Source organism: Streptomyces sp. NBC_01304 (assembly GCF_035975855.1).
Classification (GTDB): domain Bacteria; phylum Actinomycetota; class Actinomycetes; order Streptomycetales; family Streptomycetaceae; genus Streptomyces.
In genome coordinates this window covers 2,470,989-2,497,956 of sequence record NZ_CP109055.1, presented here as the reverse complement: position 1 = coordinate 2,497,956, position 26,968 = coordinate 2,470,989, and the positions used below count along the sequence as shown (strand labels likewise).

The following is a 26,968-nucleotide window of genomic DNA, read 5'->3' as shown; positions in this document are numbered from 1 at the left end:
GGTGAGTACGACGGTTCGAGCGGCGGGAAACCCGGGTGGCCAACCGGGAACGGGGACATATCCGGGTCCGGGGATGGTGACCACTCGGAGCACTGGCTATCGCCGGATCATCGTGGCAGCTCCCGACAGCCGCATTGATGTGGCCCTGCCTGACGACATTCCTCTCGCGCACCTCTATCCGGAGATCCTGCGCCTTTCAGGACAGAGCCCGGCACCGGGAGCCCCGGTCGGGTATCACCTGGTGCGCCGGGACGGGACGGTGCTCGACGAAGCAGGCTCACTGGCCAGACAGCGCATCGTCGACGGCGAGTTCTTGATGCTCCGCCCGTTTTCTGACTCGCTTCCGCCTGCGGTCTTCGATGACATCTCGCACGCCACCGCGAGCGCTGTCACACGCGACCGTGCGCTGTGGAGCGACGAACTCCTGCGAAGCGCGGGCCTTTTCGGCGGCTCCGTGCTGTTGGCGCTGCTGGCTTTCGTGGCCTGGAGTTCCGACCTGCGCCACGACATGCACGGGCTCGCGGGCATTGTGGCTGCCATCTCCGGTGTGGTGCTCCTGGCGATTGCCGCGGTACGCGCCCGGGTGTACCGAGATCGTGGATCCTCCGTGGCTCTGGGAATAGGCGCACTCGCCAACCTGGGAGTCGCCGGCAGCGGCCTCCTCGCCCTGCCTGCCGGAGAGGGCATCGGGCGACTGCAGTTCCTGCTCGCGTGCGCCGCGGTGCTGGTCGGATCGACCCTGTTGGTGATCCTCACGCCCAGCGGTGACTGCCCCTTCGTCGCCTTCGTGTTCGCCTCGGCCATCGGCATGCTGGTGACCTTCGTGTCCATCCTCACCGAGATGAGGGCGGTCGAGACCGCATCGGTGTGCGCACCGCTCGCTGTGGGAGTGCTCGCCTTCCTGCCGGGCCTGGCCACGCGCTTCGCCCGCCTGCCGATCGGCTTCGACCCGCCGCGTACTGCTGCTGGCAGTGACTACGACGAAGACGACCAGCCAAGCATCACGATCGACGCCGAACGCGTTGCCGCCCAGGCGCGGCGCGGGCACGAGTTGCTCATCGGCCTGGTCGGCGGTTGCGCGTTGGTCGCGGCGGGCTCGTCGGCTGTTCTCGGATTCTCCGACGACTTGTGGGCTCAGCTGCTGGCCCTCGCCACGGGCCTGGCCATGCTGATGCGGGCCCACTTGTTCCGGTACACCGTGCAGATCGGTTGCGCGCTCGCGGCAGGCCTCGTATCGCTGGTGCTGCTCGGTCTGGGCCTCGCCCTGAACCCACCCGGACGGATGATCCTGGAGGCGCTACGGGGCGATAGTGGGGCTCTCGAACTCCGGCTCGTCTGGCTGTCGGTTGCGGTCGCCGTCGTGGCCGGGGCGATGGCGGGCATCGCACTGATCGTCCCGAGTAAGGGGGTCACTCCGTTCTGGGGCCGCTTCCTTGAGATCGCCGAGACTTTCGTACTTCTGACATTGCTGCCGCTGTGCCTGGCGGTCTTCGGCGCATACCAGCAGATGCGCTCGCTCTCCTCGTGAGGGCAGCAAGGCCTTGCTGACGTGAGCGAGGTCGCATCGGCGTACGGGATCAGTTCCTCGTACGCGACCAGATCAGCCAGCGGGGGAAAGAGGCAGCGGAAAGATGGCATCACGGCGGGACGAACTCAACGCCTACACCTTCGCGCGACGGCGCTTGGTCGGGCAGTTTTTGCAGCCGAACCCCCACGGGACGGAAGAAGGCTGGCCACGCCCGCTGCGCGCGGTCGTGCCGGGCGCGATCGTTACGGCTCTCGTGCTTGCGGCCTTCGGGGCCTGGGGCATGTTCAAGCCTGCCGCACCCCAGAAATGGGACCAGACGGGCGAGCACATCATCATCTCCAGTAAGTCGACCACGCGCTATGTGATCCTCGAGACCGACGGCAAGGCGCAACTGCACCCGGTGCTGAACATGGCCTCGGCGAAGCTCCTGCTGCTGCCTGACAAGGGCAAGGTCATCAACGTCGCCGAATCGGTGCTCGACAATGGCAAGATCCCGCACGGTCCCACACTCGGGATCCCCTACGCTCCCGACCGGCTGCCCGAAGTAGGCGAAGCCGGAGCAAAGAAGCGTTGGGCAGTCTGCGAGCGTCCTGGTGACGGCGGCCGTGCCATTCAGAAGGCCGGGTTCATCTTCGCCCAGCGCGACATGGACAGGACCGAGGGCACCGAGCGTCTGCATGGCGGCGAGCTGATGTACGTAGAGGGCCCTGACCGCACGCGCTATGTCGTCGATGCCAAGGGAATGGCGTACTCCGTAAAGAACGACGAGCTGTTGTTGCGCCAGGTCGTTGGCGAAGGCCGCACACCCCAGCGAGTGTCTGCCGGCTGGCTGGCCACCCTGCACAAGGGTGACACCATCGCCTTCCCGAAGATCCCGGATACGCCCGAGGCGGACGCGGGGATTCAGGGGCAGTTGCCCGCCGAGGCGAACAGGGTGGGCATGGTTCTGGAGGCACCGTCCGGCACCAGGATGCAGAAGTATCTCGTTCTGCAGGGTCGTATCGCTCCGGTGTCCGACTTCATGGCGAAGCTCCTGTTGAGCAGCAAGGACATGACCGGCCTCGGCCAGGCGAGCCGGGCACTGCCCGTCAGCGCCGGAAGCTTCACGCCCGGTGAGCCTTTCGGCTTGGACAAGACCTGGCCTCAGCAGGAACCGAAGCCGGTCAACTCGGCGAGCACCGCGGAGGGCAGCCGCAACACGGTGTGCAATGTCCTCCGTGACGTTGACGAGAATGGGGGCGCCACCACACTCAGCACCTGGGCGGGCGACGACTTCCCGGCGACACTTCCCACCGGTTCGAGCAGCGCGTATGTGACGCCCGGTTCGGGGCAGCTCTTCCGGCAGTTCACCGGATCATCGACTCGATCGGGGTTCTACTTCCTGGTCACTGACACGGGCCTGCGTTACGCGATGCAGTCCAACGGCGACAGCGCGACCGACGACGCAGGTATCGGCTCGTCCGGCACAGCTGCTGAGAAGCGCAAGCAGCGCGAGGCGGCCCTGCAGGAAGCACAGCAGGCGCAGAACCGCCTCGGCTACAAGGACGTGACTCCGGCTCCCATTCCGGCCGCCTGGTCTGCATTCCTGCCGACAGGACCCCGTCTGTCCACCGGTGCGGCACGACAGCCGCAGGGTTCGTGAGCGGGGCGGGCCTGGCAATGCGTACACACTGCCGACTGCGCCTCAGCGCAGGAACGGCTGCCGCCACCCTCATGCTCGTCGGGCTGCCGTTGGCTCCCGCCGCATCAGCCGCCGGCACGGCCGACCAGTGCACCTTTCCAGGGAAGATGTACGAGGGCCGCCCCTGGGCGCTGCAACGTGTTCTACTCGACGAGGTCTGGAAGCAGTCCACGGGTAAGGGCGTACGCGTTGCGGTCATCGACACCGGAGTGGACACCAAGAACCCCCAACTCACCCCAGCCGTCGACGCCAAGAGTGGCCGCAATCTCCTGCCGAAGAACCTCAAGGACGAAAACGGCAACAAGATCGAGCGCGGCAGGGAAGACGGCACCACCGACGTGGTTGGCCACGGCACCAAGGTCGCAGGAATCATCGCGGGCAGGCCAGCAAAGGGGACAGGCTTCGTGGGCTTGGCGCCCAAGGCGACGATCATCCCCATCCAGCAGAACGATGCCGAGGGCCACGGCGACACCAAGACCATGGCCCAGGCCATCGACTACGCCGTCAACAAGGCCGACGCCGACGTCATCAACATCTCCCAGGACACGGCCAATGCGGTCGAGCCCACCTCAGCGCTGAAACAGGCAGTGGACAACGCTCTGGCCCAGAATATTGTCATCGTGGCCTCGGCCGGCAACGACGGACTCGGAGGCAATGTCAAGGAGACCTACCCCGCGTCTTACAAGGGTGTCCTGGCTGTGGCCTCCTCGGACCGCAACAACGAACGCGCGGCCTTCTCGCAGTCCGGTGAGTTCGTCGGCGTGGCGGCCCCCGGCGTCGACATGATCTCCACGGTCCCGGAGGACGGACACTGCGCCGACAACGGCACCAGCTTCTCTGCCCCCTACGTTTCCGGCGTCGCGGCCCTGATCAAGTCCAAGCATCCCAAGTGGACGCAGCAGCAGATCACCGCCCAGATCATGCAGACGGCGGAACGCTCCATCCCGGGCCATGACCGCCTGGTGGGCTGGGGCATCGTCGACCCCGTACGTGCCTTGACCGAGGACGACAAGCCCATAGAGCACCCGGTGGCGAGCAACGAGGGCGCCGGTAAGGCCGAGGCGCCCACGACAGCCCAACTCCCGCTCGGGGAAACCCCACAAGAGCGCGCGGAGCGACTAGGGACCTACGTCGTCGTGGGCAGTTTGGTGTTGGTGGCTGCCCTCGGAGGTGGAGCTGTGGCGGTACGCGATTCCCGTAGGAGGACAACGGCCTCCCGGCCTCCTGCCAACCGCTGAGCGGCCAGACCTGTTCCAACCGCGAACGCAGTTCGCGACATAGCGGGTGCACAAGACCAAGACGACTTATCCGCCAGCCTCGTTGGCCGCATCCCTATGGCCGAAAGGAGCCTTGGGAGAAATGGGAAGGCTGTTGGCCCTGTCATAGGTAGTGGCTAAAGTGATACGCATGCAATCGGTGGCGTTCGCGTCACCGCGATCGCAATGACCTGCGGTCGTAGCAAACGGGGAGGGGTGAGCGCCATGCCTTGTGCTGGCGATGAGTGGGACGGTGGGGTCTGGCTGCGTAGTTGGCGCACCATGGAACGCCAAGTGGCCTTGATGGCCCACCAGTAGGTCACTCTCCCTCAGCCTGGCAGCGACGCGGCGTCTCGGCGCGGACGCCTGAGGTTCGCTGGGGTGTCTCGAAGGCTGGCGCCCCCACTACTCCTCGCGCAGCCCACCACAATCAACGGCCCACGCCTCAATTCACACACGGGCCGACTGGCCCGCTAGGACACTGGAAAGGAAAGCTGATGGCAGGTTCCCAGAAGGTCACCGATGAAGTACTCCAGAAGTTCGAGCTGGAGCTCAACCAGAAGTTTGGTTCGATCAAGCACCAGTTGACCCAGCTGGACACCCTGATCGACTCGGTCCAGGCCAAGTGGCAGGGCGAAGGAGCAGTGGCCTTCGATTCCACACAGCGCAAGGTCAATGCAGCCATGGCGGAGATCGGGAAGATGCTGATCCGGTTTGAGGACGCCGTTGCCTCGAACCGCCGTATCGCTGGCAGCACCGACCAGGCGGTCTTCCAGGCGCTCCAGGGCGTCGACGTGGGCTCCGCGGGCGCCAGTGGCTCCGGTGGAGGTGGCAAGTCCTCAGCCTTCGGAAGTATGTGATCCCTCCCATACCGCGGGGTTGGGCCAGCGCAGTCAACACATCAGGCCTAAAGAACAGTTGGAGGAACTATGGCCATCAATGACGGAACGATGCTCGTCACTTACGCATCACTCGAGCAGGCGGCACAAGAGATCGACCGCCAGGCAAAGCAGCTGGACGTGGACCTCGACGCCCTCCAGAGCCGCATGAAGTCCCTCTCCGGCTTCTTCGAGGGCGAGGCGAAGCTCGCAGCCGACAAGATGCACGGAGACTGGGATGGAAAGGCCAAGGAGATCCACGCCGCGCTGACATCCCTCTCCACCCAGATTCGCCAAGGCAGTGAGGCTTACAAGAGCGCAGACTTGAGGTCTGCGGCCGAGTATCACTGAGCCTGAGTGACCGGGATGGGCACGCACGGGAGGTGCCTACCCCAGCTCTATCAGCCAGGGGCGTCCAGCGGCTCACCGTTGGACGCCCCTAGTGATGGTGCATCGAGGCAGCCGGTAACAGTCGAAGCAACTGCCCGTTCCACGTGGACAGGTGGCTATCGTCGGTAGCCGACGGAGACTTCAGGTCCCCAATACGTGGTTTGTGTAGTGCTGGTGTCGAAGCCCTGGCCGTCTATTGAGGGAGATCCTCGCTCGGCGGCCGCAGGACGTTGAAGCTGGCCGGGTATCGCCTTCCGCTCCGCCATGCTCGTCGGTCGAAATGACCCACTCATTCGCGGTGAGGAGCTTCCAGATCGGTGCGGTGGAGGCGATTCCGAGGCGTGACCCATCGGGGCCGACGGCCTCCCAAGCCCAGGCGCCAGCCTCCCGCTGCCAATGGCGGGCATACGTGTTGACCAGGGCGGAGCCCTCAGACAGGTTAAGTTCGGCCTTGCGAAGGCGCTCTATGAGGCGCTCTGCGTAGGTCTCTGGCGGCATGTGGCGTCTACTACCTCGCGCGGAACGGCACAGTGTGGCTGGCTGGCCAGACGTTCGGCGCGACGGCAGTGATTTCCGTCAGACGGGTGCGCCGCAGCAGCTCGGACAAGACCAACTGCGCGCTGTCCGTCAGTGGCTGCATGGACCACGTGAGCAGGGTGGCCCGAAGGCATGCGCGTGCCCGAGCAACGATGCGTGGGTCGCGGGGGCCGGCGGCGGATGACCTGGCAGCCAACGGGCTGAGCGGAGGCGGGCGCCGGGAGCGAAGGGATGCGACCTGCTCGACTTCGACCGTGACGGCGACCTCTGGGTGGTGGCCGCTCTCAACTTCACTCACAGCACGGTGAACCCGGGCCCCGCCTTCGCCGCGTACTGGCAGCAGGTCACTGACTATCACGGCTGCCGACTCCCGCCCCGGCTCAACGCGCCGGCCGCTACGTACCCGGCTCCGCAGACCACCCCGCCAAGATGCTCCCCGCCTTGGCCGACCACGCCATCCGGACCTACACCCGGCCCGGCGATCTGGTCCTTGACCCGATGTGCGGCATCGGCACCACCCTGGTCGAAGCCCTCCATCTCGACCGGAACGCGATCGGCGTCGAGTACGAACCCAAGTGGGCCCGCCTGGCCGGGTAGAACGCCTCCTCCGCGATGCACGAGGCCGGCACCGGCCACTGCTCGGTGTACTGCGGCGATGCTCGCGACCTACGGGATCTGATCCCCGCCGAACAGCACGGAAGAGTCGCGCTGGTCCTCACCTCACTGCCGTACGGCAACTCGATTCACGGCCAGGTCAGTTCCAGCCGCGACAGAGGCGAGGCGGGCGTCACGAAGAAGCACTGCCGCTACAGCCACGACCCGAGCAACCTCGCCCACGTCGGTGCCGATCATTGTCTCAAGTCGCCGTATGTGCTGGCTGACCGCGAGCCGCGTGAGGTTGAGCCGGGCTGCGTGGGTTTCGACTGATCGAGCAAATCCATCCCCGCAACAGTGAAGGAGCGCATCTGATGAACAAGCTGTCCGTATCCGGAACTTCACTCCACTATGCGAGATCCGGCAACGGTCGCGGGCTGGTGATGCTCCACGGCACGAACAGCGACGCGCAGTCGAGTTTTGGTCATGTGGTCAGTCACTTCGATGCCGACCGCACCGTCATCACTCCCGACTACGCGGGTTGCGGCGCGTCCACCATTCCCGACGGCGACCTCAGCCTCGATCTTCTGGTGGAACAGGCGGCGGCGGTGATCCGTGACGCAGCCGACGAACCGGTCGACCTGCTGGGGATCTCGCTGGGCGCGGTCGTCGCCGCGGCCACCGCCGCCACCCACCCGGAGCTCGTCCATCGGCTGGTCCTGGTGGCCGGCTGGCAGGACAGCTCCGATCCCCGGCACCAGTTCGTCTTCCGGACCTGGCAGCAACTGGAGGAGACAGACCCGAAGTTGGCCACCGCATTCGGGCTGTCGCACGTGCTCAGCCCGCAGTTCCTCACATCACTGGAGCCCGACAAGGTCGAGCTGCTGCTGTCCCGGCAGGCCCCGGTGGACACCGTCCGCCGCATCGGGCTCGGCCTGAAGGTCGACATCGGGGAGCAGCTGAAGAAGATCTCCGCACCCACTCTCACCGTCGGCCTCACCCACGACACGCTGGTCCCGCCGCTCCACTCCAGGGAAGTCCACCAGCTGATCCCGAACAGCCGTTACGCCGAGGTCGACAGCGGACACGCCGTACTCCTGGAGAATCCGCACGAACTGATCAGGCTGACCCGGATGTTCCTCCTGGACGGCGAGCCGGGGGAGCAGGTGCGGGCATGATCCGCCGATGGGTGGTGGTGGGCGGCGGGGTCACCGGCACGGCGGCAGTCGTCTCCCTGGTGCACCACGGCGCCGCCCGCACCCTCACCACGGTCGACCCGCTCCCGGCCGGCCGGGGCGCCGCGTTCGCCACGGCTGATCCGGCAGGCGCTGTTGTGCAACACGTCGGCCGACACGATGTCCGCACCGGCCAGGCTCCGGATGAGGAAGAGCCGGCAGCCCTCCGCCGCACCCCCGTCAACCTTCGCGTCCCTCCGACCGAGCCCCAAGACTAGTCAGCGCATAAAGCACCACGGCAGCAAACAGCCCCACCGCCCACCCATAATCCGCCAACGGCTTCAGCACCGGGATCAGGCCGTCCGCCGGGAACGGCCCCTTCCCCGGTGCCGAGTAGGAGCCGCCCACCGCGAGGGTGCCGCCGATGCCGAAGGCCAGCAGGGCGCGCCAGTTCCAGCCTGCCGCGTACCAGTAGCGGCCCTGGGGGCGGTACAGGTCGGCGAGGTCCAGGACGGTGCGGCGGATGATCCAGTAGTCGGCGATCATCACTCCGGCGACCGTGCCGAGCAGGCCGCCGACCACGCCGAGCCAGGTGAAGATGTACAGCTCGGGCGTCGCGGTGAGCTTCCACGGCATGACCAGGACGCCGATCACGCCCGTGATGAGCGCCCCGGTGCGGAAGTTGATGAGTTTGGGGGCGAGGTTCGACAGGTCGTACGCGGGGGAGACGACGTTCGCCGCGATGTTCACCGAGATCGTCGCCACGAGCACCGTCACCAGGGCGAAGAGCAGGCCGAAGACGTTGTCCGTCTTCGCCGAGAGGGCCACCGGGTCCCAGATCGTCGTTCCGTACACCGCCTGGGAGCCGGAGGTGACGAGGACCGAGAGGAGCGCGAAGGCGGTCATCGTGGTCGGCAGACCGAGTGACTGGCCCCAGACCTGGGCCCGTTGGCCCTTTCCGAACCGGGTGAAGTCGGGGATGTTCAGGGACAGGGTGGCCCAGAAGCCGATCATGCCCATGAGGGAGGGGAAGAAGACGCGCCAGAAGTCGCCGTCCCAGCCCAGCCGGGACGGCTGGTCGAGGAGCGGGCCCAGGCCGCCGGCCTTCGAGGTCATCCACACAAGCAGGGCCACCGCGCCGAGGAGGACGAACGGCGCCGCCCAGTTCTCGAACCGGCGCAGGGCCTCCATCCCCCGGTAGATGATGGCGAGTTCGAAGGCCCAGAAGGCCACGAAGCACAGCCAGAGCGTCCAGGGGTAGCCGCCCACCTGCGACGCGTCCGTCCAGCCGCCGAAGATCTTGCCGAGCAGCAGGAAGATCCCCTGGCCGCCGATCCAGGTCTGGATGCCGAACCAGCAGCAGGCCACCGCCGCGCGGATCAGCGCGGGCAGGTTCGCGCCCCGCAGCCCGAAGGAGGCACGGGCGAGTACGGGGAAGGGGATGCCGTACTTCGGTCCTGCGTGCCCCGTGAGTAGCATCGGGAAGAGCACGATCACATTGGCCAGGGCGATGACGAGGACGGCCTGCTTCCAGTCCATCCCGAGGGCCACGAGCCCGGAAGCCAGCGTCCAGGAAGGGATGTTGTGGGCCATGCCCACCCACAGTGCCGTGTAGTTGTAGACGCCCCAGGTGCGCCGCTCCACCGGCACCGGCAGCAGGTCGTCGTTCGCGAACCGGGGGTCGTCCAGGACGACGCCCTCGGCGAGGGACACCCGGCCGTCGGGGTGTGCGTGCTGGCTCGCGGCGTTCGTGGGCGGTCCGAGCTTTACGGGCTGACTCGCGTCTCTCATGGGCAGGCCGATCTCTACAGGGCACTGCCCGCCGCGAGGACTCGTGCGGAAGCGCCGCGTGACAGGGACAAGGCGCTGTGCGGGTGCCGGTGCCGGTGATCTCGCGCGGGGTGCGAGGACTGTACAACTCCCGTGCGTTTTAGGGGAGTAGGTGATCAGAGCCTGGAGACTGATGCGCCTCCCTTGCTCTTGCGAGTAATGTGCAACAAGCTTGACCGGTCCTTACTTCTCGCACCCCCTGCCCCTCGCCCCTTGCCCTTGCCCATACCCAGGACGCGGAGCCCCGACATGCCCAGCCCCGACATGCCCAGCCCCGTCATGCCCCAGCTCATCCCGGCCACCGGCCCCCAACGCGTCCTCGCCGCCTCGAACTTCGTCTACACCGTCGGCAGCGGCCTCTATCTGACCGCAGGCGTCCTGTACTTCACCCAGGCGGTCCACCTGTCGCCGGGCCAGGTCGGACTCGGGCTCGCCATCGCCGGATTCCTGTCGCTGGCCGTGGGCATCGCGGTCGGCCATCTCGCGGACCGGTTCGGGGCACGTGGCGTGTACGCGGGCACCCTCGTCGTCCAGGCGCTGGCCACGGCCGGCTTCGTACTGGCGGACAGCTTCTGGCCGTTCGTCCTCGCGGTGGCCACCGCCACCGGCGCGAAGGCGGCCGGGCTCGCCGCGCGCTCCCCGCTCATTCGGCACTACGGAGGGGACCGGCCGCAGGAGTTCCGGGGCTATCTGCGGGCCGTGTCCAACGTCGGGATCTCCCTCGGTGCGCTGCTCGCCGGGTGGGCCGTCCAGGTCGGCACCGAATCCGCGTATCAGCTCCTCGTCCTCGGCAACGCCCTCTCGTTCGCGGCCTCCGCCGCCGTCCTCGCCGCTCTCCCGCCGGTCGCGCCCCTGCCGGCCGTCGGCGGCCCCCGCTGGGCCGCGCTGCGCGACCGGCCCTACCTCCTGATCACCGCCCTCGACGGCGTCATGGCGATCCAGTTCAAGGTCCTCACGGTGGCCATCCCGCTGTGGCTCGTCTCGGCCACCACCGCCCCGCCCTGGCTGATCTCGGGCACCATGCTCGCCAACACCGTCATCGTCATCGCGCTCCAGGTGCGAGTGAGCCGGGGCATCGACTCCGCCCGGGCCGGCGCCCGCGCCTACCGCCGAGCGGGCGTCGCCTTCCTCGCCTCCTGCGCGCTGCTCTCCCTGTCCGCGGGCACGCCCTCATGGGTCGCCGCGACGCTGCTGATCGTCGCCGTGGTGGTCCACACGATCGGCGAACTGTGGCACTCCGCCGCGGGCTTCGAGGTGTCCTTCGCCCTCGCACCCCCACGCGCCACCGGCCAGTACCTGGGCGTGTTCGGCCTCGGCGCGGGCCTCGCCGAAGCCGTCGGACCGACCCTGCTCATCGCGCTGTGCATCACCTGGGGGCGTCCCGGCTGGTACGTCGTGGGCGCCCTGTTCGCTCTCGCGGGCCTGGTCACGCCCTTGGCCGTCCGCTGGGCGGAGCGCCAACAGGCCGTGGCGGAGCCGCAGTTGGCGGCCGTAGGGGCAAAGGTGAGCGCCTGATTGCCGTCAGGCGTCAACTCCCTGACGTACGTACGGCGTTCATCGCCTCCGCCACGATCGCCTCCAGGCGCTCATGGTGGGCGCCGCGCCAGTACACCCGCTCGCAGGCCGTGCACTGGGCGAACACGTCGTGCGTACGCAGCGTCCCGCCCTCCACGAGGTCGGAGACCTCGTCCTTCGTGGCGTCCTTCAGTGGGCCGTTGCACGCGGTGCAGCGCGTCCATGGGCGCAGTTCGGGTGCGAACCGGTCCAGGAACTCCCGGAGTTGGGCCTCCGGGCGGTCGCTGTAGACGTACGCCCCCGCCCACAGCTCGCGCCGTCGCAGCAGACCCCGGTCGCGGCTCAGCATCACCCGCTGCTCGGCGGCCGATCGAGCGGCGAGCGCCGGGTCGCCGATGTCCGTGCTCTCGTACGCCGCATCCACCCCGAGCAGCCTGAGCCGCCGCGCCAGCGTGCCGAGATGGACATCGAGCAGGAAACGCAGCGGGGCACCCGGGACCCGCTGGGGCTTTTCGACCGGGAGTACGTCGATGACCTCGCCCGCGCCCGGAATGTGTGACGCGGCCACCTCGCGCCCGTCGACGACGAGCCGTCCCACCTCCGTGAGCGGCACGCCCAGCGACTCGACGACATGGCCGAGGGTGGAAGCCCCGTCGGTGGTGAAGGAGGTACGGGCCGTGCGCCGCTCGGGGGAGACGAATATCCCCAGGCCGGGGCCGAAACTGAGGTGGATCTCGGGTCCGTTCACGACGGCAGGATGCCACGACGGCAACCGTCGTGGCCTGGGGTTTTCCTCAGTCGGTCGGTTCCGCGCGGGAGGGGCGGGACTCAGGTCGGATCGCCGAGCCCGGCCACCGCCTCCTTCGCGGCCTTCAGCGCGCCCTTGCGCATCGTGTCCGCGCCCGGGGCGCCCTTCGACTCGAAGTCGCTGCCGTTGTACGTGACCGTGATCAGGGCATTCGACGCGCGCACGGTCACCACGGCCTCGCGGGTGTGCTGCTTGTCCTTCGTCGTCAGGTCGACCGACACCGAGGCCTTGTCGCCGAGGTCCGGCACGCTCTCGCCCTGCCGGGGCTCCGTCGGGCGGGCCTGCTTCGCCGACCCTATGACCTCGTACGACACGTCCAGCCAGCGGTAGTCGTACCCCTTGAGCGCACTCCAGGAGCAGGTGCGGCGCCGCGCCGGGTCGGAGAGGTCCAGCTCCTTGCCCTTGGTCTTCGCGCCCGGCACCAGGTCCTTGACCGTGTCCGCCGACATCGTCTCGCACGGGGCGGGCGGTTTGCGGTACTTCCGGGCGTCAGAGGCCTTGGGGCTGGGCGCCGCGGCGGGCTTCGCCGCGGGCGCGGGGGCGTACGGGCCCGAGGTCCAGGCCCACCCGGCCGTCGCGAGGGCGACGACCGGGAGCAGGCGCCCGGCGAGCAGCAGTGGCAGCGAACGCAAGGTGGTCCACCTCCTGCGACAGGGATACGGCCGGGCTGGGAAGGGCTCAGGACCGGGGACTTGCTCCCGGCCTGCTACAGCTCTGGCTGGAATGTATCTGGGGTGTGAGGGACGACAGTGCCACATGTGACCCCGTCGGCAATAGGGGTTCAGGCGCCGGGCCACGGGGGGTACCGGCGCCGTGACAGGGGGTGCCCGGCGGGGCGGCTCAGTGCGGCCGCACGGCCGTGACCACCCACACCGCGCCGCGCAGCCGCACCCCGCGCGACGTGGCGTACGGCTCCAGGGCGATCTCCATGGCCGTCCTGACGGCGGGTGACACGCTGCGGCCGGGTGTACGGGACAGGATGAAGTTGACGGCGTCCGCCGGGTCGTCGCCCCAGTGCGACTCGGCGCTCAGTGGCGCGATCGAGACGTCCTCGTATCCCGCGAGGACCTCGCGCAGCCGGTCCGGCTCGGCGAGCGAGCCCATCGCGCGCATGGCCGCAAGCAGTTCGGGGCCGGGCCCCGAACCGTCCTCGGCGAGCTCGCCGAGCAGCTTGAAGGCCTGTGCCTCCTCACTGTCCGGGCTCGTCGGCTGCGGGCAGATGAAGGCGAGGCGCCCGCCCGGGCGCAGGGCCCGTGCCAGGTTGTCGAAGGCCGCGCGGTGGTCGGCGAAGAACATCACGCCGCCCCGGCTGATCACGACGTCGTGGCGGGCCCTCGGGAAGGGGTACGTCTGGGCGTCACCGAGTTCGTACGAGGCGTTGGCCAGGCCCTCCGCCTCGGTGCGGGCCCAGGCCCGGTCGAGGAGCGGACCCGAGATGTCGACCCCGGTCGCGTGCCCGCGGGATGCGAGGCGTGCCGCGATCCGGGTGGTCGCGCCGGCCCCGCAGCCGATGTCGAGGACGCGGTCGTCCGCGCCGATCGCGGCGGCCGCGAACAGCCCCTCGTCGAAGTCCGCCATCAGCGCGTCGTAGCGGTCCTGATGGGCGGCCCAGTGCGCGCCGACCGAGCCCTGCCAGGCGGCCTGTGCGGCGGTGGTCGTGAGGGTGGTCATGACGCCTCCTTGACGGTGAAGGTGAGGGCGCGGGCGAGCTGGGCGGCGAGCGACTGCTCGACGCGGTCGACCGCGAGGAACGCGCCGAACGCGATCAGATGGACCAGGCAGTGGTCGGTGTGCGGCGGCACGAGCCAGGCCGCCACGTCCTCGTCGGTGACCCGGTACGGGGCCAGTGCGGCTAGGAGGGCGAGCCGGGCACCCGGACGGTCGGCGCGGGACGGCAACTCGGGCCAGTGCAGCGGGGGATGGGAGCCGTCCCAGACCGCGACGGCCTCGCGCACGAAGGCGGCGTCCTCCTTGGGCAGCAGGCCCTCGCCCGTCGACGCGGCGGTCCGCAGCGCGGCGTAGGCGGGGCCGACCGGGGTGCCCGCCGCCCAGTCGGGGCCGGGGCCCGGTGCGTCGAGGAGCTTCAGGCTCAGGCCGGGGGGCGGGGTGCGCCGCACGGCCTTGGACACGGAGCGGCCGGCGAGGCTGCGTACGCACCGGAGCTTCTGGGCGTTGCCCGGCAGCACCTTCTCGGTGAGCAGGGCCGAGGCGATCCGGTTGATGAAGTGGAAGGCCAGCACGGTGCCGACGAAGGCGGGCGCCTCGGCCCGAGGGAACGGCAGCCGGGCGTCCGGTGCCGGTGAGCTGGTCGCCTTGGCCCAGGCGAGCAGACGCGCCTGCCCGGGGTCCTTCGGCACCTCCCCGCGTGCGATGGCCTCGCCCAGGCGGTGATCGCCGGTGGCGTGCAGCAGCACGGTGTGGGCGGCGACGCAGAACTGGCACTGGTTCGCGAGGGAGACGCCGAGCGCGGCGATCTCTTTGCCGGTACGGGGTGCCTCGCCGGCGATCAGCGACTCGCGGGTCAACGCCCAGGTGGGGGCGAGGAGTTCGGGCGCGGAGGACAGCACGGTGAAGGTGGCCGCCCCCTCGATGCCGAAGTCCTCGGCGATCTGGGCGAAGACCTCGGCGCTGCGGCCGGTGGCGGACTTGTGGGGGAGCGGGGTGGTGTAGCGGTAGGGGGTGGGCATGGCGGGCCTCCCGGGTTCCGGGCTGGAGTGGTTTGACGTGTGGCGTTCGGGGACGATGCTGGCGCCGCCGGGTGCCCCGGGTCGTCGTACGGCCGGAGCGAGTTGGGGCTGCTGCGGGCGGGTCGGGGGCGCGGCGGACTACTACTGCGGGAGTAGCGCGGAAGCGGCCTTCCGGGGTGACGTGCGGGCGGCGGGGAGGACCTAGGGTGCGGGCGTGGGGGATGCGGGCATGCGGGCATGCGGGCGTGCGGGTGAGGAGATGAGTGCGGGCGTGCGAGGCGAAGAGGTGGGTGCGGACGGCGGGGCGGAGCAGGCAACTGCGGGTGATGGATTCGTAGTTGAGGGTGGCTGGGTCGGGGGTGTCGCGGGTGAGTGGAGTGCCGGGGCGGTGGGCGATATGGGTGATGTGGGGGAAGCGGGGCGGTCAAAGGTCCCGCCCGTCGAAGACGGTTCCGGCTCAGCCTCCGGCGCCGGATCAGGCGTCGCCGCTGAGCCCGTCACGCAAGCCGCGCCCCGGGCCGAAGCCCCGCTGACCGACACGCGCCGCATCGCCGCCAAGCGGGAGCGCGTGTTCGACGTCGTGGTCGCCGCTGTCGTCGGCGCGCTCGTACTGACCGCCGCCGCGTTCGGCGACGCGGGCCCGCTGGACTACGTCCTGATCGCGACCGGGTGTCTCCCGCTCGCCTTCCATCGCAGCGCACCCCGCGTCGTGCTGGCCGCCGCCACCCTCGCCCTGGCCGCATATGTGCTGCACGCACACCCCGGCACGGTCGCCGCCGTCCCGGTGGTGGGCGCCGCCCACACCGCGGCCCGGGCCGGGCGCCGAGGGCTCGCCGCCCTCGCGAGCGGGGGATTCCTCGCCGTGTACCTGGCGGCAGGGGGCGCGGTCGGGCAGACCCTGCTCCTGACCGGCTGGTTCCTCTGTGCCCTGGTCACCGGCCTCGCCGACAAGAACTGGCAGGCCTATCTGCGCCAGACCGAGCAACGCGCCCTCGACGCCGAACGCACCCGCGAGGAGGTCGCGCTGCGCCGGGCGGGCGAGGAACGCCTGCGCATCGCAAGGGAGTTGCACGACTCGCTCACGCACAGCATCTCCATCGTCAAGCTGCAGGCGGGCGTCGCCGTGCACCTCGCCCGCAAGCGCGGCGACGACGTACCGCCCGCCCTGCTCGCCATCCAGGAGGCGAGCGGCGAGGCCATGCGCGAACTGCGCGCCACCCTCGACGTGTTGCGCGAGCCCGCCCCCGCGGGGCGCATCGACGAGCTGGTGGAGCGCGCCAGGTCGGCCGGGCTCGCGGTGCGGCTGACCGCGGCGGCCGACCTCCAACTCCCGGACGACGTCCACCACGTGGCGTACCGCATCGTCCAGGAAGCCCTCACCAACGCGGCCCGCCACGCGAGCCCCACCGAGGTCACCGTCACCCTGGCGGCAGAGGCGAAGGCGCTGGACGTACGCGTGGACGACGACGGCCGGGCCGTCCCGGACTCGCCCGTGACCCCCGGCACCGGCCTCACCGGCATGCGCGAACGCGTCACCGCGCTCGGCGGCACCCTGCACACCGGCCCCCGCCCCGAGGGCGGCTTTGCCGTGCACGCCCGACTCCCGCTCTACGCAAGCACGTTGGAGGTCAAGTGATCCGCGTCGCCCTCGTCGACGACCAGGCCCTCATGCGGGCGGGCTTCCGCGCCCTGCTCGAAGCCGAGGACGGCATCGAGGTCGTGGGCGAGGCGGCCGACGGCGAGCAGGGCCTCGCCCTGGTGCGCGCGCAGGTGCCGGACATCGCCCTGGTCGACGTACAGATGCCGGTGATGACGGGCATCGAGGCGACCCGGCACATCGCGGCGGACCCCGCCCTCGCCTCCGTGCGCGTCGTCATCCTCACCAACTACGGCGTGGACGAGTACGTCTTCGAGGCGCTGCGGGCCGGCGCCAGCGGGTTCCTCCTCAAGGACACCGAGCCGGCGGACCTGCTGCAGGCCATCGAGGTCGTGGCGGGCGGCGACGCGCTGCTCTCGCCCGCGGTCACCCGCCGCCTCATCGGCGAGTTCGTGGCACGCCCGCCGGACCGGGCCACCGCGCCGGGCCTGGAACACCTCACCAGAAGGGAATCGGAGGTCACCGCGCTCGCCGCGCGCGGCCTGAGCAACGAGGAGATCGCCGCACACATGGTGATCAGCCCGTTCACGGCGAAGACCCACGTGAGCCGGGCCATGACGAAACTGGGGGCGCGGGACCGGGCGCAGCTGGTGGTGTTCGCGTATGAGTCGGGGCTGGTGACGGCCAGGGGTGCGGATCACCGGATGGGGTGACGCGGCAGCGTAGCGCCGGACCGGGTCGTGGAGCGCCCTGGAGGGTGGTGTTGGCCATGCCGAAGTCATCCTGTGGGACGGGGAGTCGATGAGCAGTCAGCAGCATCCGTATGCGGTGAACGACCCGGAGGCGGCCCTGAAGTACGCGATCCGGCATATCGACGCCGACCGGGTGGAGATCGTCGAGGGAAGGATCCGCCCCGTCCTGCCGTCATGGGATCACGAGAGCGTCGGCCACCTGATCCGAGAACAGCTGAGACCGGTTCTCGACCGCATCGGCTGCCTGGCAGGTTCAGGTGACTTGGATCTGCCCGGAACGAGTAATTGGTACGTGCCCGACCTGGCCGTCGTGGCGAACGAAGCAGCAAAGGGCGGAGCAGAGCTGGTGCCGGCACAGACCCGGCTGATCGTCGAGATCACGTCGGAGGGCACTGCCGATACCGACCGAACGGTCAAGCGCCGCCGCTATGCCGAGTACCGAGCGCCCTTGTACCTCCTCGTCGACCGACAGGAACGGGCCTGCACCTTGTTCGCCGTACCGGGCGAGCTCGGATATACACGGGTTGAGGGCCCGTACCCCTTTGGGACACCGGTGACCCTCCCGGAACCCTTCCGCCTCGACCTCGACACCTCCGAGTTCTGACCCGCGCACCGGCTAGGGAACCCGAGCCGTCCACTCCGCCGTACTGAACTTCGCCTGCGCCAACTCCCGCGCCCGCGCCGCCTCTTCCTCCGTCACGCGCCCCTCGCTCAGGCCGTGCCGGGTCCGGAAGGACTCGATCATCTTCGCGATGACCGCCTCCCGCGGCAGCCCCGTCTGCCGGCGCAGCGGGTCGACCCGCTTCTTCGCGCTCTTCGTTCCCTTGTCGGACAGCTTCTCGCGTCCGATGCGCAGCACCTCGACCATCTTGTCGGCGTCGATGTCGTACGCCATCGTCACGTGGTGCAGCACCGCACCGGGCCGGCCGGCCGGGCCCGCCATCCGCTTCTGGGCCGCCCCGGCGATCTTCCCGGCGTCCGTGGCGATGTCGTTGAGCGGCTGGTACCAGGCCTTGACGCCCATGTCGGCGAGCGCGCCGAGCACCCAGTCGTCCAGGTAGGCGTAGCTGTCCGCGAAGGACAGGCCGGAGACCAGGGCCTCGGGCACGCAGAGCGAGTACGTGATGGTGTTGCCCGGCTCGATGAACATCGCGCCGCCGCCCGAGATCCTGCGCACCACCTCGATCCCGTGCCGCTGCGCGCCCTCCGCGTCGACCTCGTTGACCAGGGACTGGAACGAGCCGATGACGACGGCGGGCGCGGCCCATTCCCACACCCGCAGCGTGGGCGGGCGGCGGCCCGCGGCCACCTCCGCCGTGATCACCTCGTCCAGCGCCATGTGCAGGGCGGGGGGCTGCGGCCCGTCGTGGACGAGCTGCCAGTCGTAGTCGGTCCAGTCGGTGGCGTGGGCGAGCGCGCGACGTACCGCCACACCCACGCCCTCCGAGGTCAGCCCGTACATCACGGTGCCCTCGGGCAGTGCCGCGTCGATGCGCGCCGCGAGGCCCGCCGCATCGGTGTCGGCGGGCGCGCCCTCCAGGGCGTGACTGAGGGTCAGGAACGCCTCGTCGGGCTCCAGGAAGAAGTCCCCCGCGACGCGTACGTGCCGCAGCGCGCCCGCATCGACGTCCAGGTCGACGACGACGAGCTTGCCGCCGGGGATCTTGTACTCACCGTGCACCGTGTCTTCCTCCGGCCTTGGGCATCCAGCTTTTAGTGTGAACCGGTGCAAATCGTACGTCGGTTTGTAGGTCCAGCGATCGTCCTGGCCCTCGCCGCCTCCCCGTGCCCCGCTCATGCCGCCCCGACCCCGCCTCCGTCGCCCCCCTCGACCCCGTCCGTGCCGCCGACTCCGCCGTCCGCTCCGCCCCCGGCTGCGGCCTCGCCCGCGCGGTCCGGCTCCCCGGCCGCCGCCGCACCCGAGCCGGTCGCCGCGAAGCCGGCCCCGGCGAAGACCGTCGCCGCGGTGACCTTGGCGAAGGGTCCGCCCAGGTTCGTGAGCCGCGTCGGCTACGTCCCCGCCGCGAAGTTCGGCCGCACCTGGCGTCCCGGCTGCCCGGTCCCACGGGGCCGGCTGCGGCTGGTCCGCCTGAGCCACTGGGGCTTCGACGGCAAGGTCCACACCGGGGAACTGGTGCTGCGCGACCGGGTGGTCAAGGACGTGACGTACGTCTTCCGGAAGGCGTTCGAGGCGAAGTTCCCGATCCGCAAGATGCAGGTCATGGCCGTATACGGCGGGAGCGACCCGCGTGCCATGGCCGACGACAACACCTCGGCCTTCAACTGCCGTGGTGTGACCGGGAATCCGGGCTCGCTCTCGCAGCACTCGTACGGCGACGCCATCGACATCAATACCCTGGAGAACCCGTACGTCGACTGGAGCGGCCGGGTCTATCCGGCGGCAGGCGCCCGCTATCTGAACCGGCGCCACCACCGGCCCGGCATGATCCACTCGGGCAGTGCCCTCACCAAGGCGTTCCGCCAGGTTGGCTGGAGCTGGGGCGCGCGCTGGTCCAACCCCGACTATCAGCACTTCTCGGCGAACGGCCGGTGATCCCGTGACGGCTGTGGATCGTGCAACAGCCATGGATCCCTGACCAGCCATTGATCCCCGCGTGGGGCGGGGGAAACAATCACTCCCATGTTCACCACCCGCCCCACCCTCCAGGGCACCTTCGGCATGGTCTCCTCCACCCACTGGCTCGCCTCGCAGTCCGCGATGGCCGTCCTGGAGGACGGCGGCAACGCCTTCGACGCCGCCGTGGCCGCGGGCTTCGTCCTCCATGTCGTGGAGCCGCACCTGAACGGCCCGGCGGGCGAGGTCCCGATCATCCTGGCCCCGGCCGGCACCTCGGAACCGCGCGTCCTGTGCGGCCAGGGCCCCGCTCCCGCAGGCGCGACGATCGCCCACTACGAAGGGGAACTCGGCCTCGAACTCGTCCCCGGCACCGGCCCGTTGGCGGCCGCCGTGCCCGGCGCCTTCGACGCGTGGATGCTCCTCCTGCGGGACCACGGCACCAAGACCCTGGCCGAGGTGCTGCGGTATGCCATCGGGTACGCGGAGGACGGGCATCCGCCGGTGGAGCGGTTCGGCGAGACCGTCGAGACGGTGCGCGAACTCTTCGAGACGGAGTGGATCAGCTCCGCCGAGGTCTATCTGCCCGGCGGCAGGCCCCCGGCCCCCGGCACCCTCTTCCGCAACCCCGCGCTCGCCGCGACCTGGCGCCGCCTCCTCAAGGAGGCGGCCGGCGAGGGCGGCAGGGAGGCGGAGATCGACCGGGCCCGCGCCGTCTGGCGCGAGGGCTTCATCGCCGAGGCGCTCGTGCGGCAGTCCGAGCGGCCCACCATGGACACCAGCGGCACCCGCCACACCGGCACCCTCACCAGAGCCGATCTCGCCCGCTTCTCGGCGTCGTACGAGGCGCCGGCGACGTACGACTGGAACGGCTGGACCCTGTGCAAGGCGGGCGGCTGGAGCCAGGGCCCGGTCCTGCTGCAGCAACTCGCCCTGCTGCCGGACGAGTTGCCCGCGTACGGATCCACCGAATACGTCCACCTCCTTGTGGAGGGCTGCAAACTCGCCATGGCCGACCGTGAGGCCTGGTACGGGGACGCGAGTGAGGTGCCCCTCACCGAACTCCTCTCGCCCGAGTACAACGCCGAGCGGCGGGCGTCGATCGGGGCGAAGGCGTCGTACGAACTGCGGCCCGGCACTCCCGGCGGGCGCACGCCCCGAATCTCCCGCCACGCGCGCGACGTCGCCACCGGGGCGCAGGCCTTCGACCCGATGGGCGTGAACGCGGGCGCGGGCGAGCCGACCGTCTCGCACTACGGCGCGACCCGCGGCGACACCTGCCACCTCGACGTCGTCGACCGCTGGGGCAACATGATCGCGGCGACCCCGAGCGGCGGCTGGCTGCAGTCCAACCCGGTCGTGCCCGAGCTCGGCTTCCCACTCGGCACCCGGCTGCAGATGACCTGGCTGGAGCCCGGCCTGCCGGGCTCGCTGACCCCGGGCCGGCGTCCGCGCACCACCCTCACCCCGTCGCTCGCGCTGCGCGACGGAGTGCCGGTGCTGGCCTTCGGTACGCCCGGCGGCGACCAGCAGGACCAGTGGCAGCTGAACTTCTTCCTCGCCGTCGCCCTGCGTGAGCCCGTGCGCGGCGGCTACGACCTGCAGGGCGCCGTCGACGCCCCCAACTGGCACACCGACCACGTGCCCAGCTCCTTCTACCCGCGCGGCATGCTGCCCGGCCATGTCACCGTCGAGTCCCGCATCGGCGCCGACGTCATCGAGGGCCTGCGCGGCCGCGGCCACCAGGTCACCGCGGCGCATCCCTGGTCCGAGGGGCGGCTGTGCGCCGTCGCCCGCGATCCGGCGACCGGGGTGCTGTCCGCGGCCGCGAACCCGCGCGGGATGCAGGGATACGCGGTCGGCCGCTGAGGCGCGGGCCCGCCGTACCGGTGCTCGCCGGATACAGAGGTTCGCGGCATACCGATGCGCGCCGCACTGTTCGCGGCGATTCCACCGGACGTATACCGACCGAATAGGGATTGTCAGTGGTCCATGGTGGGATGGACACATGATCGAAGACCCCGAAGGAACGCTCGAAGCTCTCGCAGGCTTCCTCGACAGCGGCCTGGGCGCCGTCGAGGAGGCGGTCCGCAAGGCGGCCGCCGCCGAGATCATGCCGCGCTTCCGGCAGCTCGCCGAGCACGAGATCGTCGAGAAGAACGGCCCGCACGACCTGGTGACCGTCGCCGACCGCCGGGCCGAGGAACACCTCACGGCCGCCCTCACCGCGCTGCTGCCCGGCTCGGTCGTGGTCGGCGAGGAGGCGGTGCACGCCGACCCGTCGAGCTACGGCGCGCTGCGTGAGGACGCTCCCGTGTGGATCGTCGACCCGGTCGACGGCACCCGTCAGTTCGTGCACGGCGACCCCGGCTTCTGCACCCTGGTCGCCCTCGCGCACCGCGGCGAGCTGCTCGCCTCGTGGACGTTCGCCCCTGCTCTGGACGAGATGGCCGTGGCGGTACGCGGCCGGGGAGCGCGCCTGGACGGCGAGCTGCTCACGCCCGGCGCACCGCGGCCGGGCCAGCCCCTCGCGGTGGCCTCGTCCCACCCGGACTACACCACCCCGGAGCAGAAGCAGGCCCTGCTCGGCCTGAACGCCGAAGGCGTGCACGCACGGCCGTGCGGCTCGGCCGGGCTGGAGTATCTGGCCATCGCCAAGGGCGAGTTGGACGCGGTCGCCTTCTCCTGGGAGAACGCGTGGGACCACGCGGCCGGCCTGCTCCTGGTGACGGAGACGGGCGGCACGCACCGGACGATCGCGGGCGAGCCCTTCCGGATCGAGGGCGGCAATGCGCTGCCGTTCAGCGCGGGGCGAGACTCGGCCACGGTCGACCGGGTGGTGGGGCTCCTGTCACGCGGAGCCTGACCTGGGGATGGCCGCGCGGCGGCCCGCCGTCCGGGTCGAGGTCGAGGCGCACGGCGATGACCTCGAACTCCGTCCGAGTGCCGACGGGCGGCCAGCCCTGCGGCGGCAGCAGCGCGCCCATGTCCACGAAGCCGTGGATCGGCAGGCCCAGGTCGACGAAGAGCCCGGTGACGCCGAAGCCCCACGGCCACGCGGTGACGGTGCCTGTCAGGCGGCTGCCGGCCGGCAGCGGCCCGGTGTCGACGCGGGTGAAGGTCCGGTCGCGGCGGGCGCGTCGCCACGCCCGCGTGAACTCGGCCTCGGTGACCGGCTCCGCGCCGTATTCCGCGGCATCGACGGGCCCTTCCACGAGTGTGCCGAGGTCGGCCTCGTAGAGCCGCACCCCGAGCGGGCCCAACTGGCCGCGCGACCAGTCGAGTTCCGTGCGGGAGGCCGCCACGACGGCCCCGCCGGCCGATCCGGCGAACTCCTCGCCGAGGGAACCCGGTCCCGCCGCGAGCAGATCCGGGAGCCGCGGCGGCTCGACCGCCCCCGCGAACGAGGCCTGGCGCACCACGAGCCCGTCCTCGCCGACCTCGAACCAGTCGTATGTGCCGCCGGTGTCGCCCTCGGCGTCATGGGAGCGGAATCGGTGCAACATCGGGTTGAGGCTACCTCCGGCGGGCCTGTCGGTGCCCCGGCATATCCTGTGCGGGAGTGGCCATCGGCTGACAAAGGAGTCCGAAGGTGCCGTCGATGCTCGATGCCGTCGTCGTGGGGGCGGGACCCAATGGGCTGACCGCTGCCGTCGAGCTGGCCCGCCGGGGCTTCTCGGTGGCGGTCTTCGAGGCCAAGAGCACCGTCGGCGGCGGGGCCCGCACCGAAGAGCTCACCCTGCCCGGCTTCCGGCACGACCCGTGCGCGGCCGCCCACCCGCTGGGCATCGGCTCGCCCGCCTTCAAGGACCTGCCCTTGGAGCGGTACGGGCTTGAGTGGCTGCACGCCCAACTCCCCATGGCCCACCCGTTCCTGGACGGTACGGCCGCCGTGCTGTCCCGGTCCGTGGCCGAGACGGCACTGTCCTTCGGGCCGCGCGACGCGGGCGCGTACCGCAGGCTGGTGGCGCCCTTCCTCGGCAAGTGGGACACGCTCGTACGGGACTTCATGTCGCTGCCGCTGACCGCACTGCCGCGCGACCCGGTGACGCTCGCCCGGTTCGGGCTCGCGGGACTGCCGCCGTCCAGCTGGCTGCTGCGCCAGCGGTTCCGGGACGACCGGGCGCGGGCCCTGTTCGCGGGCCTGGTCGGCCATGTCATCGCGCCCCTTGGCGGGCCCGCGACGAGCGCGGTGGGGCTGGTCTTCGCGCTGGCCGCGCACGAGAACGGCTGGCCGGTGGCGCGCGGCGGCTCGCAGTCCATCGCGGACGCGTTGGCCGCGTATCTGAAAGACCTCGGCGGCGCCGTGCACACCGACTACGAGGTCAAGCGCCTGGACGATCTGCCGCCCGCGCGTGCGTACATCTTCGACACGTCGCCCACCGCTCTTGCCCGCATCGCCGGACTCGGCCGCGCGTACGAGGGCTACCGGTACGGCGCGAGCGTCTTCAAGGTCGACTACGCGCTGGACGGGCCCGTGCCCTGGACCGCGCCGGAGGCCCGCCGCGCCGGCACCGTGCAGGTCGGCGCGGGCAGCCGGGAGATCGGCGAGGCCCTGCGGATCGCCTCGCGCACCGCTGACGCGCCCGACGAGCCCTTCCTGATCACGGTGCAGCCCAGCCTCGTCGACCCGTCCCGCGCGCCCGAGGGCAAGCACGTCTTCTGGGCGTACGGACATGTGCCGAACGGCTGGCAGGGCGATCTGACCGATGCCATCGAGCGGCAGCTGGAGCGCTTCGCGCCCGGCTTCCGCGACCGTGTCCTCGCCCGCGCCGTCGCGGGCCCGGCCGAACTGGCCGTGCGCAACGCCAACTACGTGGGCGGCGACATCGCCTGCGGTGCCGCGTCGGGACTGCAGCTGATGCTCCGCCCCAAGCTGTCGCTGTTCCCGTACAACACCCCGCATCCGGCGGTGTTCCTGTGCTCCTCGGCCACACCACCGGGACCGGGCGTGCACGGCATGTCCGGGCACAACGCGGCGAAGGCCGTCTGGCGCCGGCTGCGCGCCGACCGATAGCGCGCAATCCTCTCCTCGCGCGGTGACTCTTAAGTAGGAGATCGGCCGGCCGATCGTTTTTGAGGCCCCGGCGGGCAGCTCATTTCTCTTTCTGTCATCTTGCGCCCTCCCTTCGAAATGGCCGCCTCTTACTGATAAAAACATCCCCTCGAAGGTCGGGCGGCAGTGCGAGTGTGCCGAGGGCGAAAAGGGGAGTGATGGCTGCGGTCTCTCATTCCCCTGCCCAGGACGCGATATTTTCGCTGTCCCGCATATTGGCCGAGTGTGAGAAATGTGCATTCACCGGATCGGTACGGGTCCTCGGACACCCGGGCGGCACGCTGCGGCTGAGGCAGGGGCGGGTGGCTAGCGCCGAGAGCCCCGGCGCCCCCGGGCTCGAAACGCTGCTGCTGCGCTCCGGGCGGGTGAGCGAAGCGGACTGGGCCGAAGCCCTCGAGGCGAGCCGCGGCACGCGCCGGCCCGCCGCCGAACTGATCACCCTGGGCCGAGTCGGCGCGGTGGAACTGCAGGTCATCTGGATGATGGCCATGTACGACGCGGTGTTCGCCCTGCTCGCGGGGACGGTCGACGAATGCGTCACCCGGGTCGACGAATGCGTCCCACGGGCCCAGGACGGCGGCCCGCCCACGCCCGACGGTCCGGCCGAACGACCCCTGCCCCTGGTCCGGGAAGCGGTCCGCCGACTCGAAGCGCTCGCACGACTCCCGCACCCCGTGCGGCCCGACACCGACCCGCTCCTCCCCGGACCTCGCCCGGACGCCCTGCCGGACCGGCTGCCGGGCGTGCAACGGGAGATCCTCGGCCTGGCCGACGGCCGCCGCACCCCGCGTGACATCGCGTTCCAGGCAGGCCGCGGCGTCTACACCGTGACCGTCGGGGCGTCCCGGCTGCTCGCCGAGGGGTTCCTGGTGCGGGCACCCGCCCGCGAGGCGGCATCCGCCCGCGAGGGCGCCCCCGCCGACTCGCCGGCCCCTGCCGACGCGCTGCCCCTGCGCCGCCGCGTACGGCAGGAAGAGCCCGCCCCGGACGTCACCGCCAGCGGGCTGCCGCGCCGTAGTCCCGGCGCCGGCGGCCCCTCTGAAACTCTCGCCGAGGAAAACTCCACGGCGAGCTGGAAGGGAATATTCCGGCTCGGCGGGCGACTGCGCCCGACGGGTTTTGGAAAATGAATCCCGCACCAATGCAAGGGGGGTCCTGGATTGGATCACAAGAAATTGTCCGCGGAAATGAGAACGTTACGCGAACAGTCGACGGGGATAACCGACACCTTGGTGTCGGCCGTCGACGGACTCCTTATAGAGGCGGACACCGGCGCGGCCATCGACCCCGACGGCCTGGCAGCCATCGCCGCGGCGGGGCTCGGTCTCGCCCGGCGTACCACGTCCGCCACCGACCGCGGCACCCTGCGCCGGGTGGTGACCTACGGCAGCCATGGCTGCGCCGCCGTGTACGCGGTGGGGGACACGGCGCTGATGGTGATCGTGGGCGACGAGGGACTCGACCTCGACCGGCTGCACCAGGAGTCCCAGCCGGTGCTGAAGCGCATCGGCTCCCTGCTGACGGACGGAGCGTGAAAGGAATGGCGACCAAGAGGATGCCCCAGAACTTCTCGGACCAGTGCATGGCCCTGTGCAAGGCGTTGCGGACGGAGACCCCGGACTGTGTGGCCTGCGGTGTCGTCGACATGTCGACCGGCATGCTGCTCTCCTACGAGACCGTGGACAGCCACCCGCCGGAGGTGCTCGACCTGCTGGCAGGGGCGACGCTCGACATGTTCCAGGGGCGCACGGTGGTGATGATCGAGGACGTCTTCAAGGAGCGCAGGGGCGTCACCAGCGATCAGCACTACTTCCAGGAAATCCTGGTGAACAGCGATCACTTGACCCATCTCTTCATCCGGATGAACGACCGGCAGGACGTGGTGGCGGTGGTGGTCTGCCGCAACTCGGTGAACGTCGGCATGCTGTTCGCGCAGGCGCGAAGGGTGGTGAAGGAGTACGTGGGACTGTGAGCCCACGGACCGCCGGACCGGCTCCGGCCCCACAACGAGCCCCACATGAAGGCGGCGCCGTGCATCCGGGCACGGCGCCGCTTCCTGTGGGGGCTCAGCCCGTGTGGGCTCACCCCGTGCCAGGGTTCACCTCACGC

General features: G+C 70.2%; 27 protein-coding genes. 20 read left to right on the top strand and 7 right to left on the bottom strand.

Features of this window, described 5'->3' with window-relative positions; translation table 11 throughout:
* Position 1: 1 nt before the first annotated feature.
* The 9 genes from eccD (at position 2) to OG430_RS10880 (ending at position 8,317) form a co-directional block, all read left to right on the top strand.
* Positions 2-1,528: a type VII secretion integral membrane protein EccD gene (eccD, locus tag OG430_RS10920; protein ID WP_442816466.1), complete on the top strand. Its 1,527-nt coding sequence runs from the start codon at positions 2-4 to the stop codon at positions 1,526-1,528.
* Between the two features lie 103 nt (positions 1,529-1,631).
* Entirely contained in the window at positions 1,632-3,170 is a 1,539-nt protein-coding gene (eccB, locus tag OG430_RS10915; RefSeq protein ID WP_327352252.1) for a type VII secretion protein EccB, read from the top strand.
* A gap of 17 nt (positions 3,171-3,187) precedes the next feature.
* The gene (mycP, locus tag OG430_RS10910) at positions 3,188-4,447 is read left to right on the top strand and encodes a type VII secretion-associated serine protease mycosin (protein WP_327352251.1); all 1,260 of its coding nucleotides are present in this window, start codon (positions 3,188-3,190) and stop codon (positions 4,445-4,447) included.
* A 515-nt stretch (positions 4,448-4,962) separates the two neighbouring features.
* A complete protein-coding gene (locus OG430_RS10905; RefSeq protein ID WP_327352250.1) occupies positions 4,963-5,325 on the top strand; it encodes a WXG100 family type VII secretion target in 363 nt (120 codons plus the stop codon).
* Between the two features lie 69 nt (positions 5,326-5,394).
* Positions 5,395-5,694: a WXG100 family type VII secretion target gene (locus OG430_RS10900; RefSeq protein WP_327352249.1), complete on the top strand. Its 300-nt coding sequence runs from the start codon at positions 5,395-5,397 to the stop codon at positions 5,692-5,694.
* Positions 5,695-6,699: 1,005 nt separating this feature from the next.
* The gene (locus OG430_RS10895) at positions 6,700-6,867 is read left to right on the top strand and encodes a TRM11 family SAM-dependent methyltransferase (RefSeq protein WP_327352248.1); all 168 of its coding nucleotides are present in this window, start codon (positions 6,700-6,702) and stop codon (positions 6,865-6,867) included.
* Between the two features lie 15 nt (positions 6,868-6,882).
* Positions 6,883-7,197, top strand: coding sequence for a hypothetical protein (locus tag OG430_RS10890; RefSeq protein WP_327352247.1), 315 nt, complete (start codon positions 6,883-6,885; stop codon positions 7,195-7,197).
* 41 nt (positions 7,198-7,238) lie between these two features.
* Entirely contained in the window at positions 7,239-8,042 is an 804-nt protein-coding gene (locus OG430_RS10885; protein ID WP_327352246.1) for an alpha/beta fold hydrolase, read from the top strand.
* A complete protein-coding gene (locus OG430_RS10880) occupies positions 8,039-8,317 on the top strand; it encodes an FAD/NAD(P)-binding protein (RefSeq protein ID WP_327352245.1) in 279 nt (92 codons plus the stop codon). Before OG430_RS10885 ends, OG430_RS10880 begins: the two co-directional genes overlap by 4 nt.
* On the opposite strand, the gene OG430_RS10875 is transcribed toward OG430_RS10880, so the two are convergent.
* Complete coding sequence (locus OG430_RS10875; protein ID WP_327352244.1) at positions 8,280-9,830, bottom strand: NCS1 family nucleobase:cation symporter-1; 1,551 nt, start codon at positions 9,828-9,830, stop codon at positions 8,280-8,282. The two genes, OG430_RS10880 and OG430_RS10875, sit on opposite strands and share 38 nt — an antisense overlap.
* 288 nt (positions 9,831-10,118) lie before the next feature.
* Between OG430_RS10875 and OG430_RS10870 the strand changes: the two genes are divergently transcribed.
* A complete protein-coding gene (locus OG430_RS10870; RefSeq protein ID WP_327352243.1) occupies positions 10,119-11,384 on the top strand; it encodes an MFS transporter in 1,266 nt (421 codons plus the stop codon).
* 13 nt (positions 11,385-11,397) lie between these two features.
* On the opposite strand, the gene OG430_RS10865 is transcribed toward OG430_RS10870, so the two are convergent.
* The 4 genes from OG430_RS10865 to OG430_RS10850 form a co-directional block, all read right to left on the bottom strand.
* The gene (locus tag OG430_RS10865) at positions 11,398-12,132 is read right to left on the bottom strand and encodes a Mut7-C RNAse domain-containing protein (RefSeq protein ID WP_327352242.1); all 735 of its coding nucleotides are present in this window, start codon (positions 12,130-12,132) and stop codon (positions 11,398-11,400) included.
* Between the two features lie 80 nt (positions 12,133-12,212).
* A complete protein-coding gene (locus OG430_RS10860; RefSeq protein ID WP_327352241.1) occupies positions 12,213-12,824 on the bottom strand; it encodes a hypothetical protein in 612 nt (203 codons plus the stop codon).
* A gap of 208 nt (positions 12,825-13,032) precedes the next feature.
* Positions 13,033-13,863, bottom strand: coding sequence for a class I SAM-dependent methyltransferase (locus OG430_RS10855; RefSeq protein ID WP_327352240.1), 831 nt, complete (start codon positions 13,861-13,863; stop codon positions 13,033-13,035).
* Positions 13,860-14,879, bottom strand: coding sequence for a carboxymuconolactone decarboxylase family protein (locus OG430_RS10850; protein WP_327352239.1), 1,020 nt, complete (start codon positions 14,877-14,879; stop codon positions 13,860-13,862). Before OG430_RS10850 ends, OG430_RS10855 begins: the two co-directional genes overlap by 4 nt.
* A gap of 397 nt (positions 14,880-15,276) precedes the next feature.
* On the opposite strand from OG430_RS10850, the gene OG430_RS10845 reads away from it, so the two are divergent.
* From OG430_RS10845 to OG430_RS10835, 3 genes are all read left to right on the top strand, one after another.
* Positions 15,277-16,515 carry a sensor histidine kinase gene (locus tag OG430_RS10845; protein WP_327352238.1) on the top strand — a complete coding sequence of 413 codons (1,239 nt, stop codon included), beginning with the start codon at positions 15,277-15,279 and terminating at the stop codon, positions 16,513-16,515.
* Positions 16,512-17,189 (top strand): response regulator transcription factor, encoded by a 678-nt coding sequence (locus tag OG430_RS10840; protein WP_327352237.1) that lies wholly within the window; start codon positions 16,512-16,514, stop codon positions 17,187-17,189. Before OG430_RS10845 ends, OG430_RS10840 begins: the two co-directional genes overlap by 4 nt.
* 88 nt (positions 17,190-17,277) lie before the next feature.
* Positions 17,278-17,832 carry a Uma2 family endonuclease gene (locus tag OG430_RS10835; protein WP_327352236.1) on the top strand — a complete coding sequence of 185 codons (555 nt, stop codon included), beginning with the start codon at positions 17,278-17,280 and terminating at the stop codon, positions 17,830-17,832.
* Positions 17,833-17,844: 12 nt separating this feature from the next.
* On the opposite strand, the gene OG430_RS10830 is transcribed toward OG430_RS10835, so the two are convergent.
* Positions 17,845-18,909: a lipoate--protein ligase family protein gene (locus OG430_RS10830; protein WP_327352235.1), complete on the bottom strand. Its 1,065-nt coding sequence runs from the start codon at positions 18,907-18,909 to the stop codon at positions 17,845-17,847.
* Positions 18,910-19,068: 159 nt separating this feature from the next.
* Here OG430_RS10830 and OG430_RS10825 point away from each other — a divergent pair, with 159 nt between their 5' ends.
* The 3 genes from OG430_RS10825 (at position 19,069) to OG430_RS10815 (ending at position 22,669) form a co-directional block, all read left to right on the top strand.
* Positions 19,069-19,782, top strand: a complete 714-nt coding sequence (locus tag OG430_RS10825) for a M15 family metallopeptidase (protein ID WP_327352234.1) — start codon at positions 19,069-19,071, stop codon at positions 19,780-19,782.
* Between the two features lie 87 nt (positions 19,783-19,869).
* Positions 19,870-21,672 carry a gamma-glutamyltransferase family protein gene (locus OG430_RS10820; RefSeq protein WP_327352233.1) on the top strand — a complete coding sequence of 601 codons (1,803 nt, stop codon included), beginning with the start codon at positions 19,870-19,872 and terminating at the stop codon, positions 21,670-21,672.
* A 139-nt stretch (positions 21,673-21,811) separates the two neighbouring features.
* On the top strand, positions 21,812-22,669 hold the full coding sequence (locus OG430_RS10815; RefSeq protein ID WP_327352232.1) for an inositol monophosphatase family protein: 858 nt from the start codon (positions 21,812-21,814) through the stop codon (positions 22,667-22,669).
* On the opposite strand, the gene OG430_RS10810 is transcribed toward OG430_RS10815, so the two are convergent.
* Entirely contained in the window at positions 22,605-23,309 is a 705-nt protein-coding gene (locus tag OG430_RS10810; RefSeq protein ID WP_327352231.1) for a hypothetical protein, read from the bottom strand. The two genes, OG430_RS10815 and OG430_RS10810, sit on opposite strands and share 65 nt — an antisense overlap.
* Positions 23,310-23,404: 95 nt before the next feature.
* Here OG430_RS10810 and OG430_RS10805 point away from each other — a divergent pair, with 95 nt between their 5' ends.
* The 4 genes from OG430_RS10805 (at position 23,405) to OG430_RS10790 (ending at position 26,831) form a co-directional block, all read left to right on the top strand.
* On the top strand, positions 23,405-24,820 hold the full coding sequence (locus OG430_RS10805) for a phytoene desaturase family protein (protein ID WP_327359043.1): 1,416 nt from the start codon (positions 23,405-23,407) through the stop codon (positions 24,818-24,820).
* A 341-nt stretch (positions 24,821-25,161) separates the two neighbouring features.
* On the top strand, positions 25,162-25,989 hold the full coding sequence (locus OG430_RS10800; protein ID WP_327352230.1) for a MarR family transcriptional regulator: 828 nt from the start codon (positions 25,162-25,164) through the stop codon (positions 25,987-25,989).
* A 57-nt stretch (positions 25,990-26,046) separates the two neighbouring features.
* A complete protein-coding gene (locus OG430_RS10795) occupies positions 26,047-26,394 on the top strand; it encodes a roadblock/LC7 domain-containing protein (protein ID WP_327352229.1) in 348 nt (115 codons plus the stop codon).
* 5 nt (positions 26,395-26,399) lie between these two features.
* Positions 26,400-26,831 (top strand): hypothetical protein, encoded by a 432-nt coding sequence (locus OG430_RS10790; protein WP_327352228.1) that lies wholly within the window; start codon positions 26,400-26,402, stop codon positions 26,829-26,831.
* Positions 26,832-26,968: the final 137 nt, after the last annotated feature.